The organism is Lysobacter sp. CCNWLW3 (genome assembly GCF_036697405.1).
In the GTDB taxonomy this organism is placed as follows: domain Bacteria; phylum Pseudomonadota; class Gammaproteobacteria; order Xanthomonadales; family Xanthomonadaceae; genus Lysobacter.
Window position 1 is genome coordinate 96,067 of record NZ_JBAHWA010000007.1, and the last position, 19,802, is coordinate 115,868.

The 19,802-nt window shown below is 64.8% G+C and carries 15 protein-coding genes; 2 read left to right on the forward strand and 13 right to left on the reverse strand.

Translation table 11 applies throughout. The features are described 5' to 3' along the window. Positions 1-92: 92 nt before the first annotated feature. The 10 genes from V1318_RS13180 to V1318_RS13225 all read right to left on the reverse strand — a co-directional run bounded on the left by V1318_RS13180 (position 93) and on the right by V1318_RS13225 (position 7,123). Complete coding sequence (locus tag V1318_RS13180; protein ID WP_332940143.1) at positions 93-653, reverse strand: hypothetical protein; 561 nt, start codon at positions 651-653, stop codon at positions 93-95. A gap of 1 nt (position 654) precedes the next feature. Further along, complete coding sequence (locus V1318_RS13185; protein ID WP_332940144.1) at positions 655-939, reverse strand: hypothetical protein; 285 nt, start codon at positions 937-939, stop codon at positions 655-657. A 245-nt stretch (positions 940-1,184) separates the two neighbouring features. Further along, complete coding sequence (locus V1318_RS13190) at positions 1,185-2,825, reverse strand: primase-helicase family protein (protein WP_332940145.1); 1,641 nt, start codon at positions 2,823-2,825, stop codon at positions 1,185-1,187. A 68-nt stretch (positions 2,826-2,893) separates the two neighbouring features. Then, positions 2,894-3,163, reverse strand: a complete 270-nt coding sequence (locus V1318_RS13195; protein WP_332940146.1) for a hypothetical protein — start codon at positions 3,161-3,163, stop codon at positions 2,894-2,896. After that, a complete protein-coding gene (locus V1318_RS13200) occupies positions 3,147-3,401 on the reverse strand; it encodes a hypothetical protein (RefSeq protein WP_332940147.1) in 255 nt (84 codons plus the stop codon). Before V1318_RS13200 ends, V1318_RS13195 begins: the two co-directional genes overlap by 17 nt. Continuing rightward, on the reverse strand, positions 3,401-3,679 hold the full coding sequence (locus V1318_RS13205) for a hypothetical protein (RefSeq protein WP_332940149.1): 279 nt from the start codon (positions 3,677-3,679) through the stop codon (positions 3,401-3,403). The genes V1318_RS13200 and V1318_RS13205 overlap by 1 nt, the downstream gene beginning before the upstream one ends. A gap of 3 nt (positions 3,680-3,682) precedes the next feature. Beyond that, positions 3,683-3,961: a hypothetical protein gene (locus tag V1318_RS13210; RefSeq protein ID WP_332940150.1), complete on the reverse strand. Its 279-nt coding sequence runs from the start codon at positions 3,959-3,961 to the stop codon at positions 3,683-3,685. A gap of 111 nt (positions 3,962-4,072) precedes the next feature. After that, positions 4,073-4,552, reverse strand: coding sequence for a hypothetical protein (locus tag V1318_RS13215; RefSeq protein ID WP_332940151.1), 480 nt, complete (start codon positions 4,550-4,552; stop codon positions 4,073-4,075). Further along, positions 4,549-5,790: a site-specific integrase gene (locus V1318_RS13220; protein WP_332940153.1), complete on the reverse strand. Its 1,242-nt coding sequence runs from the start codon at positions 5,788-5,790 to the stop codon at positions 4,549-4,551. The genes V1318_RS13215 and V1318_RS13220 overlap by 4 nt, the downstream gene beginning before the upstream one ends. A gap of 658 nt (positions 5,791-6,448) precedes the next feature. Next, positions 6,449-7,123 (reverse strand): helix-turn-helix domain-containing protein, encoded by a 675-nt coding sequence (locus tag V1318_RS13225; RefSeq protein ID WP_332940154.1) that lies wholly within the window; start codon positions 7,121-7,123, stop codon positions 6,449-6,451. A 354-nt stretch (positions 7,124-7,477) separates the two neighbouring features. On the opposite strand from V1318_RS13225, the gene V1318_RS13230 reads away from it, so the two are divergent. Beyond that, a complete protein-coding gene (locus V1318_RS13230; RefSeq protein ID WP_332940156.1) occupies positions 7,478-8,266 on the forward strand; it encodes a MipA/OmpV family protein in 789 nt (262 codons plus the stop codon). A gap of 310 nt (positions 8,267-8,576) precedes the next feature. Then, positions 8,577-9,554 carry a VacJ family lipoprotein gene (locus V1318_RS13235; protein ID WP_332940158.1) on the forward strand — a complete coding sequence of 326 codons (978 nt, stop codon included), beginning with the start codon at positions 8,577-8,579 and terminating at the stop codon, positions 9,552-9,554. Between the two features lie 369 nt (positions 9,555-9,923). Here V1318_RS13235 and V1318_RS13240 read toward each other — a convergent pair whose 3' ends face one another. From V1318_RS13240 to V1318_RS13250, 3 genes are read right to left on the reverse strand one after another with little or no spacing between them, the layout of a single operon-like run. Further along, on the reverse strand, positions 9,924-10,394 hold the full coding sequence (locus V1318_RS13240; RefSeq protein WP_332940159.1) for a DUF4019 domain-containing protein: 471 nt from the start codon (positions 10,392-10,394) through the stop codon (positions 9,924-9,926). A 53-nt stretch (positions 10,395-10,447) separates the two neighbouring features. Then, positions 10,448-11,410, reverse strand: a complete 963-nt coding sequence (locus V1318_RS13245) for an OmpA family protein (RefSeq protein ID WP_332940160.1) — start codon at positions 11,408-11,410, stop codon at positions 10,448-10,450. Between the two features lie 39 nt (positions 11,411-11,449). After that, positions 11,450-19,792 (reverse strand): ESPR-type extended signal peptide-containing protein, encoded by an 8,343-nt coding sequence (locus V1318_RS13250; RefSeq protein ID WP_332940161.1) that lies wholly within the window; start codon positions 19,790-19,792, stop codon positions 11,450-11,452. Positions 19,793-19,802 lie beyond the last annotated feature (10 nt).

Consider the following 19,802-nt stretch of genomic DNA (forward strand, 5'->3'; position numbering starts at 1 on the left):
TTACGGCCCTAGAAGCAATTTTGCTCGCGACTCGCGGCGCACTATTCGCGACGCGATCGGTTGACGCCGCGAAGCGTAGAAATGCGCAAAACTCAATAGCCGGTTACGTCGATGATCAGGATGCGACGCCCGATGTCGGCAGGCTGCGCGAAGATGGTCACCATGTCGCCAACAATACGATTCAGGACGCCCTGCGTTGCGATGGCATATTCACGCCCAGCGGGCATCATGGTATCGAAGGTACCCGTAGCAGTCGGGACGATGACTTCCGCGATTACTGGATGCTTTAACCGTGAATCAAACGTCAACTCGTTTGATGCGTTGAACACTTGAATGCCATAGGTCGAACCACCGGGCGCTGCGGGCTTGTCGAACAAATAGTAGTGATAGTCCCCAGCACCAGGAGTCGATCCGCCAACAAGTAGCGTTGAAACACCGGCGCTGTACGTTCTTGCGTGCATGGATGACAGCACTTCTGACTGGCGATATGCCCATACCGGCAGTTGCGCGGTGCTGTTGCTTACATGAGCCAAGTAAGGCGGGCCACCGCCAAGCGGCGTAGCAATGCCTTTGGCGGCAAGTGCGATATTGAAATTGGTGTCGTCGATTAGCACGGTACCGTGTTCGTTGCTTATCAGAATTCCTGCGGGCATGTCAAAAAACTCCAATTGAGAGATAGCTGTCCCGGCGACTATCTGTTGGCGTTCCTCCGAAGTCCCACGAAACCACGTCACCACTTACGTTCACGGATGGCGAAACGCCTGTTGTCCCGGTCGGCAGAACATCGACCTGCGCCGTTCCTTGCGATGACAAGCCGGAGACATTGACGCTGCCGTTACTTGTGCCTGTGTATTGGATAGTCAGCATTCGATAGAGACGGTTTGACGTATCGAACTGCAACGTTCCGTCTTCATTGAACACTTGAATTCCAGATGGCATTGTTGATTCCTCCTTCATTGTTGAGATGTGCATTGGTCACGCCAGCGGGTAACAGGTAACAGGCCGCTTCTGCCAAACCTAAAAAGAAAAAAGATATGTATGGGTCATACCCTCAAACCTACTCAAACCTTATATTCCTTCTCTACTACCACCTATTTCTTCTTTTACCTGTTACCTACAAGAATTAAACAGCTAAAAACAAGGTGTTTTGGCAAGTAACAGGTAGTAGCAGGCTCTATCAGCTGTTACCCGTTGACGCGTCCAACGTTCGTTGACGCCTCCAACGCAGCATGCGCCGACCTGTCGAGTTCAGCCCGCACTTCATCGTTGGTGAGTTCTACGCCGTTACAAACCCACACGCGGCAAGGCTCCCCGCTCCATTTGAGCTGTCCAGCCACGTTGCTGTAGCCCATCCGCGTGAACATGTGATGCAACGCCGTCGAGCGCGGCATGTCGAAGCTGTCGAAGCGTGAGCGGGCCTCTAGCAACCGGCCAAGGTGGGCGCTGGAGAACACGCGCGCCGTCACCCCGTGAGCCCCCTCAGCGATGATGGCCTTGGCTACGCTTTCGGCTTCATCCTCGCTGGAGGCCATCATCCGCTGCTTCTCGGGCGTCATCATGGCGCTGCCGTTGATGTCAAAGCTGGCCGGGATATCCACGCCAAGCAGCCATTTACGCAGTTCACCCGCGCAGTTGTTCTTCGCCTGGTCGATGGCATCGGTGCGGGCCTTCCAACTGGCAGCATCCAGGCCACAGTAAGCGAGCATGCCGGCCATGTCCGCCCAGGGCGTATAGATGACGAACCAGCGACGGTCGGTCGGCTCCAGCGGTAGCGCGTCGTTATGATTCGTGGTCGCGATATGGTTTGTGCAATTCCACGTCTGATACGGCTTTGCACCCTTTGGGTTCACGTCAACGATGTTGTTAGATATGAACTCTTTCATAGCGTTGTAAAGCTGGTGACGCACCTTGCCCGTGAGCATCACTTCTTCGATGACATTCACAGCACCTCGCACCGCCCAATCTGTAAAGCCGCCGCTGTTGGCAATATTGCTGTTGCTTGTGGTGGACATGTTGCGGAATCCCATCGCAGCGCGAAGCACCGTCATTGCGAGGGTCTTACCATCGCCATGGATACCTTTGATGATGGGCGACCAGCGGACTTTCACGCCGGGCCGCTGCACGTTGTGTGCGAACCAGTACAGCAGTTGACGGAATACGGCGTCGCGACGGCCGCACATGTCATACAACATTGCTTGAAACGCCATGATGCCGTCCCACCCCTGCGGGGTGTACAGCACTGCGACGACCGGCAGGCTGCTGGGGCTATAGCTGTTGGCGTACTGTGCCCCGTCCCATTCGTAGATCGAGCCTTGATCCGGCCGATAGCCCACCTCATCGACCTTGGGCATACCCCAAAAGTGCAGGCACTGCTCGGCGGCATTCTCACGCCGGCCGGTATTGTTAACAGGCATTTTTTCGCCATAGATGGCCTGAAAACCGATCATGTCCATACTCTTGCCGTTGTCGGTGTTGTAGAACCGATTACCGTTGGCAACGAAACAGAACGGCCTAGCCCAATCCGGCAGCGCGTCGGGGTTTATCGCAACATCGGTGTGCGGCATCGCCGGCGGGAACAGCAGCGCGCGCAGCCTAGCGATGGGAATGTCGCTATCCCAGAACCTGAGTTTCTTCTGTATTGCTTTAACCACGCGCTCTTGCAGCGCGGGCACGATGCCGCGCAGTTGAATGGCAGGAATCACATTCTCATGTAGTTCCTGCTCATCGCCGCACGCCGCGATCCATTCGAGAAGTTCGCGCTGAGCGGTATACGATTCGTCGCTAATAATTGGCGCGCGCGTGACGGTAACAAGTGACTTGTTCAAGTTCAACCTCTGTTTTTATCCGCGTGAAGGTGTCGCTCTGCCAAGGCGGACGCGGGTGCACGGAGGTGCTATTTCTTGGGCGAAACGTACATCGTCACCAGCGACCACATGCCGTGGAAATGCTCGGCTCGTTCGTCGTACTCGTCGCACAAGGTGCCGTGGACGAACAGGGCGCGGGCTGCGGTCAACTCGCGCGGCTCATCGGCCAGCACTTCCGCCAGCACATCGAACCAATGCAGTGACGCGTTGTGCCAGCACGCGATGATGTCAGCGCGCGTGGCATGCGGATATTCCCGGCACAGGCTGTCAATAACGCGGGGATCAGGCTGCGGGCGCATTGTCCACCCCCGGATAGAACGGCCTGCAAAGAGTGTCGATATTCCGCCGATAGATGCGCTTGTAATGATCGTTTGCCACAAGGCCATATAGCGCGAACAGTTGCGCGACGGCTTCGCGCTCGCGGGATGGCAATTTGTCTAGACGATCAGCGTAGGCAATACCACCTTCGACCCACCGGCAAATATCAGCAGTGGATGCGCGAGGAACGATAATGCGGATGCGGCCATGGATATCCATCAGTGGACCTCCCTGCCAGCCAACCATTCCTGATAGATGCGCGCAGCTTCAGCATCGAAGCGCGCATACACCTCGGCGTCGCCGGACTCCATGCCCTCCAGGTACAGGACGAACATGACTCTGGCGGCGTCCGGCACCTCGTCAACTTCGGTCAACTTGAACATGCCAGTGATCTTCAGCACGATCTGACCGAGGAAAAACATGCGACGGTGCGACGCGGACGACCAATGGTCATGCACGAAGTCCGCCATAGCCGGCATAAGAATGTTAGCCATCATGGCTTAAGCCCGCCGACGCTGGCGGGCGCGTTCGGCCTTCGCGCGTTCCGGCGTGCGCCGCTCGGCTAAGTCACGCGCCATGTACCGCACCGGACGGCCAGCATTGCTTTCAGACGCTAGGAACGCGCACCACTTCTGCGCAGCGGCAGGCGTGGCGAACCGCTTGCGACCTACCACAACGGTTTCAAGGTCGCCGCACGCGATAGCGCGATCCACGTTGGACAGGCTCTGCCCGGTGATCGCCGGCAGTTCAAGCCGGCCGTACATGAGTTTGCTAGTCATCTTACTGCACCCTTGATTGATGCTGGCGACGACTCGCCAGTAGGTGCAGCTTGAAACGGAACAGTTCCAGCAGTAATCCTGGAAAGTTTGGAATATCGCGGGAGGGACCGGCTAGCCCTCTGTCACGCCAGCCATTTGCATTGCCACGACATAGATATCGCTCCGTGCGTTCTTGTGATTGTAGAACCAGTTTTCTGCGGTCGTTTTCTTCACACCGCACGTCTCGCCGGCAATTTCAAATATCTCAACACTAATTGGCACCTTCTGAACATGATGAAGTCGTAAAACCTCGGCTATCACATAAATCGCGCTGGCTCTTTCCTTCCGCTCTGCATCCTGCCGCTTGCCCTTGGGACGTTCAACGCCGAATGCCTCATCTAGCGTCCTAACGTCATAGTTCTTGTATGCAGCAATTGCGCCAGTGACCGCACTTGCGAGCCATACGGGCATCGGCAGCGCTAATGTCGCAGCCGTGGATATAGCTTCAAGCAACGCGTCTCCGTTAATGATGATGTTGCCGGCTTTGTCGTGAGACTCGACGCGATCTCGCATCCGTTCCAGCATGTCCACGCGCAAGTTTTCAGTCGTCATCTCTTCACCCCCAATTTGGCGACCGCATCGGCCAACTTGTCCGGCGCAAGGTGCGAGTAGCGCAGTGTCATCGCGATGTCCGCGTGCCCTAACAGTTCACGCACCGTGTTCAAGTCCACGCCAGCCATGACCAGCTTGGACGCAAAGTCGTGCCGCAAGTCGTGAAAACGGAAGTCTGTCAACTTGGCACCCGTCCCCAGCCCGTCCCATGACTTGTTGACGTTCGTCAGCCGCCCACCACCAGCACTGGGAAACACCAGCCCTCCCGCGTCGCCCTGCTTTTTCCACCGTTTCAGCACGTCCACGGCTTCAGCATTCAACGGCACATGGCGGGCCTTACGGCTCTTGGCGTTGCCTGCCGTGACCGTCAATAGCTTGCCGGGCAAGTTCACGTCTGACCATGACAAGCCAAACAGTTCTCCACGCCGCAGGCCCGTGTTCCTGGCGACAAGCACCAGCGGCATAAGGTGATCCGTAAATCCATCCTTCGGCCACTGCGGATGCCCGACGCTGCCGCGCGCTGCGTGCCAGGCGTTGTGCCGCTCCCGGCTAGCCCTACGCTCGGTCTCACGGGCTGCCAGCGCGTCACGTAGGCGCTTTTCCTCATCGGCGGTCAGATAACGCACGCGGCTGTTATCGGCTCCCTTGGCGCGCTTGACGGCCTTCAGCGGGTGATCCGACAAGAACCCCCATTCCACAGCGCGCGAGAACACGGACCGGATGCGGTCAAGGTCACGATTGACGGTGGCGGGCTTGCGCTTGGCTTTCAGCCGCTTGGCCTTGAATCGCTCAACGTCGAACGCGGACAGGCTGCGCAACTCCCGTTCGTACAGGTCGCCAAAGCAGGCTTTGAGTGCGTCAACGGTCGCCTGCCCGGCCTTTTGGTGAGCCTTGGCCCACGGGGCGTAGTGGTCAGCAACGAAGTCGCCCAGTGTGATCGGCTTTTCCGCTGCCGGCTTGTTGGCCTCAATGACCGCCACAGGCGCGCCGTGCTCGGCGACCTCCCCCAGTTCGCGGCGCGCAGCATCGCGAGCGCCTTCTAACGTCATCACGGGATACGTGCCAATGATTCGCTCTTGACCACGCCCCCACGTCACCGCCCAGGTACGTTTGCCCGTGGCATTCACGCGCAGCAGCAGACCCGGCACGGTCGCATCCCGCAACCGGTACAGCTTGCCAGTGGTCTTGGCCGCCTCAACGGTCTTTCGTGTCAACGCTTCGCGCGTGATTCTCGCCATGTCGATTCCCGTAGTTCACAGGACCATCCTGCAACCGTCCTGCAAAATACACCATAGCGCGACGCGTCGCAAAACGTCACGACCATATAAATCAATTACTTAATTAATATCCTATTGATCCACGACCCCTATAAATTACGTTCGGGACGTAGAGGTCGCATGTTCGAATCCTGTCTCCCCGACCAACTGAATCAAGCAGTTACGAACGAACCGGCCTCTCGCCGGTTTTTTTGTGCGCGCGGAAAACCTGCCCAACAGCGCAGCGGGACCGCAGCGCCTCCGCGCAAACGCCCTACTCCGCTTGGGACCGCCAAGATCAAACGCCGCTGGCGTCGCGAACCGCACCTGCGGACCTCGATCCAGTGCATATCTCGCGATTCAGACGACCGCCGGCCTTGATCTCGGCCGCTTGCCTGTTCGTCGCCCTGTTGCTCCTCTCCCAAGCGGTGGCCGGATCCGTTGGGCGATGCACGGCCTCATCACCGGAAGCCAAAATGGCCATGGGTAGCTTGATGGGCTTGGTGATGCCGCTTACCGCCGTCAGATGACGCCATGCGCCACGCCGCCGCGGGCCAAGTTACGCGAGTCCTCCGCGTCGCTTGCCCATAGCCACCGGTCGACGCCATCCACAAGCAAAAATGCCCGAATTAAGGCGTGATCACGGCTCCAAGAGCAGGTGCAGCATCTTACGGTGGGTCTCTTTGATGCGCTCCACTTCGCCGGTGGCGGCATCCCCGAAAGCTAATTTAGCGACCGCCACGTACACCACCGGCGTCATGGCGAACTCGAAATGCTCGGTGAGCGGATTGGCTTTCATGCGCCCTGCCGCCACTTGTTCATTGATGACGGCCTGTCGTTCCGCCCGCCCTTGCAGATTGGATTCATGCCACTTGGCCAACAGATCCGGAATGCGGTGCCCCTCCGAGATCAGCAGCCGCATGATCGCGAGTGCTTCGGGCGTAAGCCCTCCATAGATCACATCGATCAGGTTATCGACGAACTCAGCAACGCTTTGCGCATCTTGAATTTTCGCCCAGTTGTCCTGCGACTTCCCTACCGAGGACAAGGACTGAAGCAGGGTTTCGAAGATCTCGTCCTTGCTGGAGAAATGAGCGTAGACGTTGGCTTTTGAAATGCCTACGCGTTCGGCGATCTTGGAGATGCTGGTGGCAGCGAATCCCAAGGCGCTGAATTCGATCAGGGCGGCCTCCAAGATCTGCTTGCGGCGGACCTCGGGAGACAGTCGCGTCCTCTTCCCCTTGTGATCGGCGTCCTGCCCCGCCTTCGTACCTTTTTTCATCATCGCAATATTGTTCCTGGGGAAGACGCGCAACGCGCGTATCTATCGCTGGCGATCCGCCGTTTCCGCGTTCGCCGGCCCTTCGAAGTTTAGACAGGCATCGGCCCCGATAGGCCGGCATGGCCGGCCGCGCCGCATCTGGGCCTCCGTCGGCGAACTTTCTTATGAATCTCAGCGGCTTGCCTTTCAGGCTGAACCACCGCTTACCGCCGCAAAATCACTAACGACCGATCGGTCATTATAACGTAAGATCGCTACCGTCCGATCGGTCATTAGTGGAGACCGACGCGATTCGGGGCTCTCAGCCCATGTCACGACCGCCCTCCGAAACACAGGAGGTGATCGCGCATCCATTCCCTGACACCGTCAAACCAAGAGGATCCGCCCATGGAGCACCGCAGCACCCGACCCGGCACCACCGCCTCTCTACTCGCCCTCGGCCTCACGGCCGCGATGGCATCGTTCTCCTGCCAGGCGCAGAACAGCGAAGACGAGCCAGGCGACGAATCCCACTGGGGATTGGGTGTCGGCACCACCTTGCTGCAGCGGCCTCACCGCGACATAGACGATGAAGTGAAGGTCTTTCCCGTCGTGAGCTACGAGAATCGCTGGGTCAGCCTGGCCGGCTCTCGATTCGATCTCAAGGTCAATGAAAGCGAGCGGCTCTCGTTCCGTGCGAGGGCGCGCTACAGCTTGGATGGCTACGAGTCGGGCGACTCGGAGTTTCTGCGCGGCATGCAAGATCGCGACGACAGCGTCTGGCTTGGCGGTGCGCTGGTGTGGCGCTTGCCTGCGGCCGAACTGTCGGCGGAGTACCTCGCCGACGCGATGGGGAACAGCAAGGGATCGCGCGCGCATGTTCAAGCCGAACACCGCTTCGGCTTCGGGCGCTTTGGCCTGACTCCCCGCATAGCGGCCGAATGGGTCGACAAGAAATACGTCGCCTACTACTACGGCGTGCAGCCAGACGAAGCCACGCTGGTTCGTCCCGCTTATGCAGGAAAATCTACGATCAACGTCGAGGGTGGCGTTCGCGCCGACTACACGTTCGGGCTCAAGCACACCGTATTCCTGGACATCGGCGTGACCGGGTACGGCAGCGCCATCAAGGATAGCCCGATCGTCGATGGTTCCAACCAGAGCCGAACGTCGCTCGGCTACGTCTATCGGTTCTGACGGCCGAATTGCCGTTTGCGTGCAACGCCTATCTCTCCGCCCCATCCCCTGAACCTAGGACACCCATCGTGCAGCCTCGACGACCAAGGAAGACGCAATTGTCGCCGAGGCTGCCAGGACGAGACTTGTCGGACCTGCTGCCCGATCTTCCTCCACGGAGAAGAAAAGCATGCGCAATGCCTCTTCGCTTCAGCCTTCTCCTGGTCGGCGCGGCGACGCTCGCTTTGCTGGTCGCTTCTTCGATCCTGCTACTGATGGCGGCCTCCTTTCCTTGAATCGACATCTCCGACCTGTGCTACTGGAGCACTAGATGAACGCCATCCGCTCTTGCTTGATCGCCGCATTCGTAGTCGCCCTATCGGCCTGCGCCAGTCATTCCGTGAAATACGAGGCGCCGCCGCTCGCGTACGAAAGTACGCTGGTGAACTCCACTGCCAGCGCAGAAAATCCGGCGCCGCCCACACTCGAGCGCCCCGATGACTCCACGCCTTCGACAAGCACGGGTACCGACCATCGTTCGGTAGCCAGTTCCGTCCCCGCCGCGTCTTCGCAGATGCAGACGACGTCAACCTCCACCACCAACAGCGACAGTTCCCTCGCCGCGTCTACGGCAGCCGTAGACGTCCCAACGCAAGCCGAACGCGATGCCTTGTCGATCTATGGACTGCCTGAGGTCCGCGACCCCTGGGAGCGATTCAACCGTCGCATGCACCGGTTCAATACGGCAGCCGACAAAGCCGTCGCCCGGCCATTGGCTGTCGCTTACAAGGCCGTTACACCAGACCCAGTAGAGAACAGCGTGACGAAGTTCTTCGGCAACCTTCGCTCTCCCGGCACCGCTATCAATCAAGTGCTCCAGGGGCGTCCGATACGCGCGCTCCAATCCGCGGGCCGCTTTGCGCTGAACTCCACCCTCGGCGTCGGCGGCTTATTCGACCCCGCCTCGCGCTTCGGCATGCCCAAGTACAACGAAGATTTCGGACAGACCATGGCGACCTGGGGATGGCGCGACTCACGCTATCTGGTCTTGCCCCTGATGGGGCCGCGCACCGCTCGCGACGCAGCAGGCATGTTGGTTGACCAGCCGCTCTCCCCTGTCAGCCACATCAAGAGCGGCATGGCAGCCAATGGATTTAGCGTCCTGCAGACGATCGACGGACGGGCCCGTCTACTCCCCATGGATGCGATGCGAGAGCGGGCAGTGGATGACTACGCCCTTGTCCGCGATGCCTGGATGCAACGCCGCAATGGCCAGGTCGATCAGGACATACGTCACTCCAAGGACTGAACCCTTGGCGCCGCAGTTATGCTGCCCTCGAAGCGCCCCTATTGGGAGCAGGTCTTCAGTGCGCGGACCGCGAGATCAGCGTAAGCGCGGCCTCTAGGCACTTCAGGTCGCGACGGTTGCCAAACGAGCGATATATCGCTCGCTCCTGCACGTAATCGGAAAGAATGGTTGGCGGCCTCCCGGTCGCCGGATCTTTGGCGCCCGAGTAGGTCGGCATCTGGACAACACCCAGCCCCGCGCGAGCGGCGGTAATCAACGACTCGTTCGCCAGCTCCAGGACCGACACCCCCTTCCCGCACCAGCCCAACCGGCCGCTCCGCAGCGCATCCGTGCCGGAGGGACGCCCCCGGCCGGATGCGATCGCTTTCCTTATTGCTGCACGGCATAGCCGGCGAAGCGCCAGTTGCCGTCTTCGTCGAGACGGAACGACACCAGTTCGCGCACCGGCGGCTTGCCGGCGAATTCGGCCAGGAATTCGGTCGAGGCGTACAGGCCCGGCGGCAGGGCATTGCCGTCGCCGGACTGGCGGCGCACCGACAGCCAGCTGCGGTTGGGGGTCTTGCCCAGGGGCTGTCGGGACTTGGTGATGCCGGCCACGAAGGCGTCGCGGGTCAGCGATTTCTTGGTGACCACGGAGGCCTCGTCCCACAGCTTGGCCGCTTGCCCGGCGTCGACCGCGGTGGCCACGCGCAGGGCCGCGTCGCGTATCGCGTTGGGATCGACCGCCCCCGGGCTTGCGGGCTGGGATGCGGCCGGGCGGGCCGCCTGCGGCTGCTGCGCGACCACGGCGCCGGTGGCCAGCAGCAGGACGATACCGACTACGGAAAGACACTTGTTCATGCGAATACCTCGATCGAAGTTACATGCCGCGCGCGTTTAGCGACGTCGCGGTGTTATTGAAGTCCCCACACCACCACCTCGACGCGGCGATTGGGCTGCAGGCAGTCCACCAGTTCGTTCCTGGGCAGCGAATCGGAGCACTCCTTCACCGGTTCCGATTCCCCTACCCCCTGCGCCTTGAGCCCGTCCGCGGCCACGCCGTTGTGGATCAGCAGTGCGCGAACGGTCTGCGCGCGCCGCTGCGACAAGGCCAGATTGGCGGCTTCGTCGCCGATCCGGTCGGTGTGCCCGATCACCTGGACGACGGTCGCCTGGGCGCCCTTGAGCTGGCCGGCGACGGCCGCCAGTTGCTCGCGGCCTTGCGGCAGGATGTCCTGCGGCTCGGAACGCGCGAACGCGAACAGCGCATCGGCCGACAGTTCGAAGCGCTTGGGCCCGGCCGCCGCCGCGGCCGTGGCCACGACGGCCGGCGCCTGGGTCTTGAGCCGGTCCGCGCATCCGGCCGGCGACCAATGGAAGCTGCGGCCGTGGTAGTCCTGGTCGAAGATGACCTTGTACTGACAGGTGACGACCGCCTCGCCCTGGCGGAAATGGAACAGGTAGTCCCACTCGCGGGCGGCGTAGCCTTCGCGGAAATGCGGCCTGCCGATCAGGTGGTACAGCTGATCCTTGGTGACCCCCGAGCCGATCTGGCCCAGGTTGTCCACATTGGGAAAGGTGCCTTCCTTCAGCACGATCCTGTCGACGGACGGAAACACGACCTCGTCCGCGCGCGCGTCCGGTCCGATGCCGCGGCTGACATGGCGCGTGCACGCGCTCAGCGTGACGGCCGCGATGAGGGCGCATAGCGCGAACCGTGCGATACGCGCCGAACTGTTCCTGATGACCATGCCTGTCTCGCCTCTTGTATGTCGTCTCAAAACTTCGGTGATCGGTCGGATGTCCCGGCGGCTGCCACCTACTCGGGGATCTCCGCCGCCGCTGGTGCTCGGCTTGTAAAAGAAGCGGCAGGCCATGCCGGGGTAGGCGTTCGCGCCGGCCTGCCGCTCAGGCAGCTACCACTGGATGCCGGCGCCCACCGAGAAGCCCCAATCGCGCGTGGTGTTGCCGCTGGCCTGGGCCTTGTAGACGTAGCGGCCGTTATCGGTGATGCCCGACAGGCCGATGGCCATGCCGTACTCGCCCTGATAGCCGCCGAAGCCCACCGCCAGCATGCTCTTGCCCGGCAGGTAGGCCTGCGGCAGGCCCGCCATCGCCATCGCCGACGAGGTCGCGCCGCGATAGCCGCGTTCCATCGTCCACACGTCGTTGTCCAACTGGGCCAGGCGGGCGTCGGTGTACTGATTGGCCTGGTTGATCGCGTAGTTCACGCCCGAGCTGAGCTGATTGACGTTGACCGCGTCGGTGCCGGCGATGCCCGGCGCCACGCCGGTGATCGTGCGTCCGCCGATGTTCATCTCGCCGGTCGAGGTGCTGTTGCCGACATAGGCCGCGTTGTAGTTGGTCTGCGCGCCGACGGTGGTGGCCGAGCCGTTGCCGACGGCCACGCTGTTGACGTGGGTGGCCTTGGAACCCGCGCCCAGCGCCGCCGAATCGTTGGCCGTGGCGCTGGTGTTGGCGCCGATGGCGACGCTGTTGTTGCCGCTGGCGCTGGAGTTCACGCCGCCGGCCATGGCGTTGACGCCGGTGGCGCCGTTGTTGGCGTAGTTGCCGCCCTGCACGCCGCCGTCGTTGACGCTGTAGTAATGGGTCGCGGTGGCGTTGACGTGGTTCTGCACCGCCTGCAGCTGGGCGACGTTGACCGCATCGCTGGGCGCGGTGCCCGCGGCCACGCCGGTGATCTGGCGGTACAGGCCGCTGCCGGCGTCGCCGACGCTGACCGCGCCGGCGGTGCTGGTGGTGGCCGCGATGGCCGCGGTCTGGCCGGCGGTCGCGCCCGGGGGCACGTAGCCGGCGACGCCGGCCGCGGTGTTGGAGACCGAGCCCGCACCCAGCGCGACGCCGCCGGCGACCGTGGATTGCGAACCCGAGCCCACCGCCACCGAACCGGCGCCGGAGGCGTTGCTGTTGACGCCCACCGCGACGCCGCCCTGGCCGCTGGCCGAGGCGTTGACGCCGGCCGCCACCGAGTTCACGCCGCTGGCGCCGTCGTTGTTGTAGTTGCCGCCGCGGGTGCCGCCGTCGTTGACGCTGTAGTAGTGCGCCGTGGACGAGTTGACCACGTTGCTCAGGTTGGCGATCGCCTGGTTGGTCGCGTGCAGCTGCGAGCCGTTGATCGCATCCGTGCTGGTGTCCGAGATGCGGCCGGCCGCCACGTTGGTGATGGTGCGCTCGGCGCCCAGGCTGCCCACGCTCACGGTGCCGACCGGCGCGGTGCCGGCGAAGCTGTAGCTGGTGCCGCCGATGACGACGCCCGCCGTGCCCACCGCCGCCGCCGTCGACGCGTTCGACCCCAGGGCCACGCTGTCGGCGTCGTTCGCCGTGGCACCGTAGCCGATCGCCACGGCCCCATCCCCGCCCGCGGCCGCGTTCACGCCCGCGGCCAGCGAGTTCAGACCGGTGGCGCCGTCGTTGGCATGGTTGCCGCCCTGCACGCCGCCGTCGTTGACGCTGTAGTAATGGGTCGCGCTGGCGTCGACCTCGTTGCTGAGGTTCTCGATCGACTGGTTGGTGGCGAACAGCTGCGAGCCGTTGATCGCATCGGTCGAGCTGCCGGAGATCCGGCCCGCGGCGACGTTGGTGATGGTGCGCTCGGCGCCCAGGCTGCCCACGCTGACGGTGCCGGTGGGTGTGGTGCCGGCGAAGTTGTAGCTGGTGCCGGCGATGACGACGCTGGAGGTGCCCACCGCGACCGCCGTCGCGGCGTTCGATCCCAGGGCCACGCTGTTCGCGTCCGCCGCCGTCGCCCCGAAACCGATAGCCACCGAGCCGGCGCCGCCGGCCCCCGCGTTCACGCCCGCGGCCAGCGAGTTCAAGCCGGTGGCGCCGTCGTTGGCGTAGTTGCCGCCCTGCACGCCGCCGTCGTTGACGCTGTAGTAATGCGTGGCACCGGCTTCGACCACGTTGCTGAGGTTCTCGATCGATTGGTTGGTCGCGAACAGCTGCGAGCCGTTGATCGCGTCGGTGGAACTGCCCGATATCCGGCCCGCCGCGACGTTGGTGATGGTGCGCTCGGCGCCGAGGCTGCCCACGCTGACCGTGCCGGTCGGCGTGGTGCCGGCGAAGTTGTAGGTCGTGCCGTCGATCGTCGTGCTGGAGGTCCCCACGGCGGCCGCGGTGGCCGATCCGGAACCCAGCGCCACGCTGTTGGCATCGGCCGCGGTCGCGCCGGCGCCGATGGCGACGGAACCGCTGCCGCTGGCCGCCGCGTTCACGCCCGCGGCCAGCGAGTTCAGGCCGGTTGCGCCGTCGTTGGCGTAGTTACCGCCCTGCACGCCGCCGTCGTTGACGCTGTAGTAGTGGGTCTGCCCGGCCGTCACTTCCTGCGATAGCGCGCGCAACTGGGCGACGTTGACCGCATCGGTGTCGGTGGAGCCCGCCGCCACGTTGGTGATCTGGCGGGTCTGGCCGCTGCTGCCCACGCTCACCGCACCCAGGCGGCTGACCCAGGTGCTGCTGGTGTCGGTGGACGGCAAACCGGTGACGGGGTCGTAGCCGGCCGCGCCGGCGGCCGTATTGGCCACCGAGAACGAACCCAGGGCGACGCCCTGCGGAGCGCTGGCGTTCGCGCCCGCACCCAGGGCCGTGGCGTACTCGCCGCTGGCGGCGGAACTGTCGCCCAGCGCTGTGGCGCTGCGCCCGCTGGCTGCCGAGGCCGGTCCCATCGCCAGCGCGCCCAGGGCGCTGGCATTGGAGCCGCGGCCGAACGCGGCCGACGAAACGCCCGACGCCTGCGAGGTGTCGCCCACCGCGACGGCGCTGGCGCCGGAGGCTCCGGCGTTCGGACCGATGGCGGTGGCCGCGCGTCCCGAAGCGGCCGAGTTCGCGCCGAACGCGCTGGAGAACTGATCGCCGGCCTGGGCGTTGTTGCCCACGGCCGTCGCGAACTGCCCGGTCGCGGTCGCGGTATCGCCGACCGCGGTCGTCCAGGCCGCGGCCGCGTCGGAGTTCACGCCCACCGCCACCGCGCCCTGATCGGCGGCGGTGGAATTGAAACCGACCGCCACCGACAGGTTGCCGCTGGCGCTGGCGTTCACACCCGCCGCCAAGGCATTGGTCCCGGTGGCGCCGTCGTTGGCGTAGTTGCCGCCCTGCACGCCGTTGTCGTTGACGCTGTAGTAATGCGTGGCGCCGGCTTCGACCACGTTGCTGAGGTTTTCGATCGACTGGTTGGTCGCGAACAGCTGCGAGCCGTTGATCGCGTCGGTGGAGCTACCGGAGATCCGGCCCGCGGCGACGTTGGTGATGGTGCGCTCGGTGCCCAGATTGCCCACGCTGACCGTGCTGGTCGGCGTGATGCCGGCGAAGTTGTAGGTCACGCCGTCGATCGTCGTGCTGGCCGTCGCCACCGCGGTCGCCGTCACCGAGCCCGAACCCAAGGCGATGTCGCCGGCGCTGGCCGCCGCGCTGGCGCCGTCGCCGATCGCGACATTGCCCGCGATGCCGGCCGCGCCCGCGGTGGAGCCGTTGCCCAGCGCCACGCTGCCCTGGCCGATGGCGCGGTTGTTGTTGCCGATCGCCACCGCGCCGTTGGCCTGGTTGGCGGCCGTGGCGGTGGCGGTGCCGTCGCTGTTGGCGATGTTGTTGGCGCCACCGACGAAGGCGCCGGTGCCGCTGGCGAAGCTGGGGTCGCCGATCGCCACCGCGCCGTCGCCGAAAGCGGTGTTCGAGCGACCGATCGCCACCGCGCCGCCCGCGGCGCTGCCGGCGGTGGCGGTGCTCAGATTGCCGATGGCCACGTTGGCGCCGGTCGCGCCGGTCGTGGAGGCGTCGCCGATCGCGACCGAGGACGCGCTGCCGACCGTGGCCCGGTAGCCCAGGGCCACGGATTGGGTCAGGGCCGTCGTGTTTTGCCCGATCGCGATGGCGCGGGCGCCCGTTGCGGAGGCCGGCGCACCGGTGAGCGGCGTTCCGCCGCCGCCGCCGATGGCGATCGAGCCGGAGCCGGTCGCGCTGGTTCCCGTGCCGGTGCCGGATCCGCCGATGGCGATGGCGTAGGGATTGGTCGCCGAGGCCTGCGAGCCTAGCGCGACCGACCCGAGCATACCCGCTTGCGATTGGAAGCCGATGGCGGTCGTATAACTTTGGTTGGTCAGCGCCGAGGCGCCGATCGCCGTCGCGCCTACGTTGCCGCCCGTATTCTGATTGGCAGCGCCACGGCCGATGGCCACGCCATCGAGCACCGTCGAGACGGCGTCGCGTCCCACCGCGATCGAATTCGTTCCGGCCGCACCGTCGTTGTTGTAGTTGCCGCCGGCGGCACCGCCGTCGTTCACGCTGAAGTAGTGGATGGCGCCGGCTTCGACCACGTTGCTGAGGTTCTCGATCGACTGATTGGTCGCGAACAGCTGCGAACCGTTGATCGCATCGGTCGAGCTGCCGGAGATCCGGCCTGCGGCGACATTGGTGATGGTGCGTTCGGCGCCCAGGTTGCCCACGCTGACCGTGCTGGTCGGCGCGGTACCGGCGAAGTTGTAGGTCACGCCGTCGATCGTCGTGCTGGTCGTAGCCACGGCCGCGGCCGTCGCCGAACCCGAGCCCAGCGCCACGCCGCCGGCATCGGCCGCGCTCGCGCCGGAACCGATGGCCACGGCGCCATCCCCGGCCGCCGCCGCGTTCACGCCCGCGGCCAGCGCGTTCAAGCCGATGGCGCCGTCGTTGGCGTAGTTGCCGCCCTGCACACCGTTGTCGTTGACGCTGTAGTAGTGCGTGGCGCCGGCTTCGACCACGTTGCTCAGATTCTCGATCGACTGGTTGGTCGCGAACAGCTGCGAACCGTTGATCGCATCGGTCGAGCTGCCGGAGATCCGCCCCGCCGCGACGTTGGTGATGGTGCGTTCCGAACCCAGGTCGCCCACGCTGACCGTGCTGGTCGGCGTGGTGCCGGCGAAGTTGTAGGTCACCCCGTCGATCGTCGTGCTGGTGGTGCCGACCGCCGTCGCCGTCACCGAGCCCGAGCCCAGCGCCACGTCGCCGGCATTGTTGGCCACGGCGGTATCGCCGAATGCGACCGCGCCCGCCGCCAACGCGCGGCTGGTGCTGCCCAGCGCGACGCTGCCCTGGCCGACCACGGTGTTCTGGTAGCCGATGCCGACCGCGCCCTGCGCCGCCGTGCCGGCAACGCCCACGGCCTGGCCGCCGCCGCCGACCATATTGGTGTTGCCCATCGCCACCGAACCGTTGCCGGTGGCGGTGTTGTCCAGGCCCTGCGCGACCGCACCGTTGCCGGTGGCGGTGTTCGGGTCGCCGATGGCGACCGCGCCGTCGCCGTTGGCGATATTGCCCGAACCGATAGCGACAGCCCGCCCCCCGGTGGCCGTGGAGCCGTGGCCGATGGCGACTGCATCATCGGCATCGGCGACGGATTCACCGCCAATGGCGATCGCGTTGGCGCCCGACGCATCGGCACCCGCGGTCGCATTGCCGCCAAGCGCGACCGCGCCCGCGCCCGAGGCGCGCACGGCGGTCGCTGCGTTGACGCCGCCGCTGCCTAGCGCCGTCGCATAGGTGCCGCTTGCCTCGGCGAGCGTGCCGAGGGCGGTGGATCTTTCAGCGGACGCGATGGCGGAATTGCCGACTGCTGTGCTGCTCAAACTCTCCGCACGCGCCAAGCGCCCGACGGCCGTTGAGAAATGGGCAGTGGCCGCTGCGGACGAGCCGAGCGCGGTGGAGGAAACGCCCGTTGCGACCGACAAAACGCCGCCCGCTAGGGAAGCGGAGCCCGATGCTGTGCTGCTGATGCCGATCGTCGTCGCATTCTGCGCCGACGCAACGGCGTCGGGGCCTATCGCCACCGAATTCGCTACTGTGGCGCCGTTGTTGTTGTAATTCCCTTTGATCACGCCGCCATCGTTGACGCTGACGTAGTGCGTCGCCGCCCCGGCGATGGTCGCCTGCAGGGCCTGATTGGTCGCGAACAGCTGCGAGCCGTTGATCGCATCGGTCGAGCTGCCGGAGATCCGGCCTGCGGCGACGTTGGTGATGGTGCGTTCCGAACCCAGGTTGCCCACGCTGACCGTGCTGGTCGGTGCGATGCCGGCGAAGTTGTAGGTCGTACCGCCGATGGTCGTGCTGGTCGTCGCCACGGCGGTCGAGGTCACCGAGCCCGAGCCCAGCGCCACGTCGCGGGCATTGTTGGCCACGGCGGTATCGCCGAAGGCGACCGCGCCCGCCGCCAACGCGCGGCTGGTGCTGCCCAGCGCGACGCTGCCCTGGCCGACCACGGTGTTCTGGTAGCCGATGCCGACCGCGCCCTGCGCCGCCGTGCCGGCAACGCCCACGGCCTGGCCGCCGCCGCCGACCATATTGGTGTTGCCCATCGCCACCGAACCGTTGCCGGTGGCGGTGTTGTCCAGGCCCTGCGCGACCGCGCCGTTGCCGGTGGCGGTGTTGGGATCGCCGATGGCGACCGCGCCGTTGCCGCTGGCGAAGTTGCCGTCACCGATCGCTACCGCCCTGCCGCCAGTGGCGGTCGAATCGTTACCGATCGCCACGGCGCCGGCCGAGTCCGCGAGCGCTGAGCGGCCCATCGCGATCGTGTTGTCGGCGGTCGCGCTGGCCTGGGTGCCGATGGCCAGGGCGTTGACGCCGGTCGCCTGGGCTTCGGCCGAAATCGCCACGGCATTGGTGGCGGTTGCATCGGTATCGACACCCAGCGTTATCGCGTTGACCGCGCCTGACGTGCTATTGCGCCCGATAGCGATGGCGCTCAGGTCCGTCGATGCGGCGCTTTGCCCCAAGGCGATGGCGTTCGTAGCGGTGGCCTGGCTCGAGAGTCCCACCGCAATGGCGTACTCCTGGGAGGCCGTCACATCCGTGCCGATGGCGATGGAGCCCACCGCGGTGGCGCCCGCCCCCGGAGCGGTGCGCCCGCCGATATTGATCGAGTTCAATTGAGAGGCGATCGCCTGGAAGCCGATGGCGACGCCGTTCCGGCCGCCTGCGCTGGCGCCGGTGCCTTGCGCGACGGCGTCCAGTCCGGACGCGTTTGCTCGGGTACCGAAGGCGAGCGCGTTTTCCGCGCTAGCTCTCGCGTTCAGGCCGATCGATGTCGTCGCATTGCTCGCGATACCGATGCCCGCGTTGGTGCCGATGGCGATATTGTCGTTGCCGCTTACCAGGTTGCCCGCGGAAGCGTCCAGATTGGCATCGTAGGCGACCGTGCCGTCGCCTACGCCGAAGGCGACGTTGCGCGTTCCGGTGACGCCCGAACCCGCGCCCCGCATCGCGCTAGGAACGCCTCCGCCCATGGCGGTGTTCTGTGCGCCGCTGACCAGGGTTCCGGCAGCGATGCCCACGGCGACCGAACCCGTATTGGCGGTCGTCGAACCCGCACCGGCGCCTTGGCCGACCGCCACCGTGCTGGATCCGGAAGCGACCGCCTGCGCTCCCAGCGCAAGCGAACTGTTCCCTAGCGCCCTGGCGCTGTTGCCCACGGCGGTGGCTGCATCGACGGATGCCGTTGCCTGGCTGCCTATCGCGATGGCATTGGTTCCGCTGGCGACGGACGCCCAGCCCCCGGCGAATGAAGTATTGCCGCTGGCCTGGGAGCTGACGCCGACCGCGGTGGAGTTGCCTCCCGTAGCCTCGGCGAAGGTGCCCAAGGCACTGGCACCTGCGCCGGTGGCCTGGGAGCTGGCGCCAAGCGCGACCGTATTGATATTGCTCGCGACCGTTTGGAAGCCGAGCGCGACGGACAGGTTGCCCGTTGACCTGGCTTGCGTACCCGCGGCGATGGCATGGGCAGCACTGGCGGTCACGTCCGTGCCGATAGCGATGGCGCCGTCCAGCAGTGCGCCCGTGCCCGCGGCGGTGCGCGCGCCCAGATAAATGGAGTTGCCGCCCGCGGAATAGGCCTGGAACCCGAGAGAAATGGAATTCTGCGCGGCGCTGCGGGAGTTGTATCCGACCGCGAGCCCGCCGAGGAGATCGACGCGCGCCAGAGAACCCAGCGCGGTCGCACCGATCCCCGAAGCCACGGCGTTGAGGCCCATGCACGATGCGGTGCCGTTGTATTCGTCCCAAGGCGCCGTGTCGCAGTTCACCGCCTGCGCCTGCGCCGATGGCGCCCATCCGACCCAGCCGATCGCCAGCAGCGCGGCCACGATTCCGGTGCGCGCGATCCGCGCCGAGGCCCGCCGCCCGCCCGCGCGCCCCTTGCCGCGCGGCGCGGCCAGTTCGGACGCGACCACCAGCTGATTGAGGGAAGGACTCCATACGAGGCTGTAGATCTTGTTCATTAGGTGTTTC

Coding starts and splice junctions, on each gene's coding strand:
- V1318_RS13180 (WP_332940143.1), bottom strand. CDS start 653: ATGCCCGCAGGAATTCTGATAAGCAACGAACACGGTACCGTGCTAATC.
- V1318_RS13185 (WP_332940144.1), bottom strand. CDS start 939: ATGCCATCTGGAATTCAAGTGTTCAATGAAGACGGAACGTTGCAGTTC.
- V1318_RS13195 (WP_332940146.1), bottom strand. CDS start 3,163: ATGCGCCCGCAGCCTGATCCCCGCGTTATTGACAGCCTGTGCCGGGAA.
- V1318_RS13200 (WP_332940147.1), bottom strand. CDS start 3,401: ATGGATATCCATGGCCGCATCCGCATTATCGTTCCTCGCGCATCCACT.
- V1318_RS13205 (WP_332940149.1), bottom strand. CDS start 3,679: ATGATGGCTAACATTCTTATGCCGGCTATGGCGGACTTCGTGCATGAC.
- V1318_RS13210 (WP_332940150.1), bottom strand. CDS start 3,961: ATGACTAGCAAACTCATGTACGGCCGGCTTGAACTGCCGGCGATCACC.
- V1318_RS13215 (WP_332940151.1), bottom strand. CDS start 4,552: ATGACGACTGAAAACTTGCGCGTGGACATGCTGGAACGGATGCGAGAT.
- V1318_RS13220 (WP_332940153.1), bottom strand. CDS start 5,790: ATGGCGAGAATCACGCGCGAAGCGTTGACACGAAAGACCGTTGAGGCG.
- V1318_RS13230 (WP_332940156.1), top strand. CDS start 7,478: ATGGAGCACCGCAGCACCCGACCCGGCACCACCGCCTCTCTACTCGCC.
- V1318_RS13235 (WP_332940158.1), top strand. CDS start 8,577: ATGAACGCCATCCGCTCTTGCTTGATCGCCGCATTCGTAGTCGCCCTA.
- V1318_RS13240 (WP_332940159.1), bottom strand. CDS start 10,394: ATGAACAAGTGTCTTTCCGTAGTCGGTATCGTCCTGCTGCTGGCCACC.
- V1318_RS13245 (WP_332940160.1), bottom strand. CDS start 11,410: ATGGCCTGCCGCTTCTTTTACAAGCCGAGCACCAGCGGCGGCGGAGAT.
- V1318_RS13250 (WP_332940161.1), bottom strand. CDS start 19,792: ATGAACAAGATCTACAGCCTCGTATGGAGTCCTTCCCTCAATCAGCTG.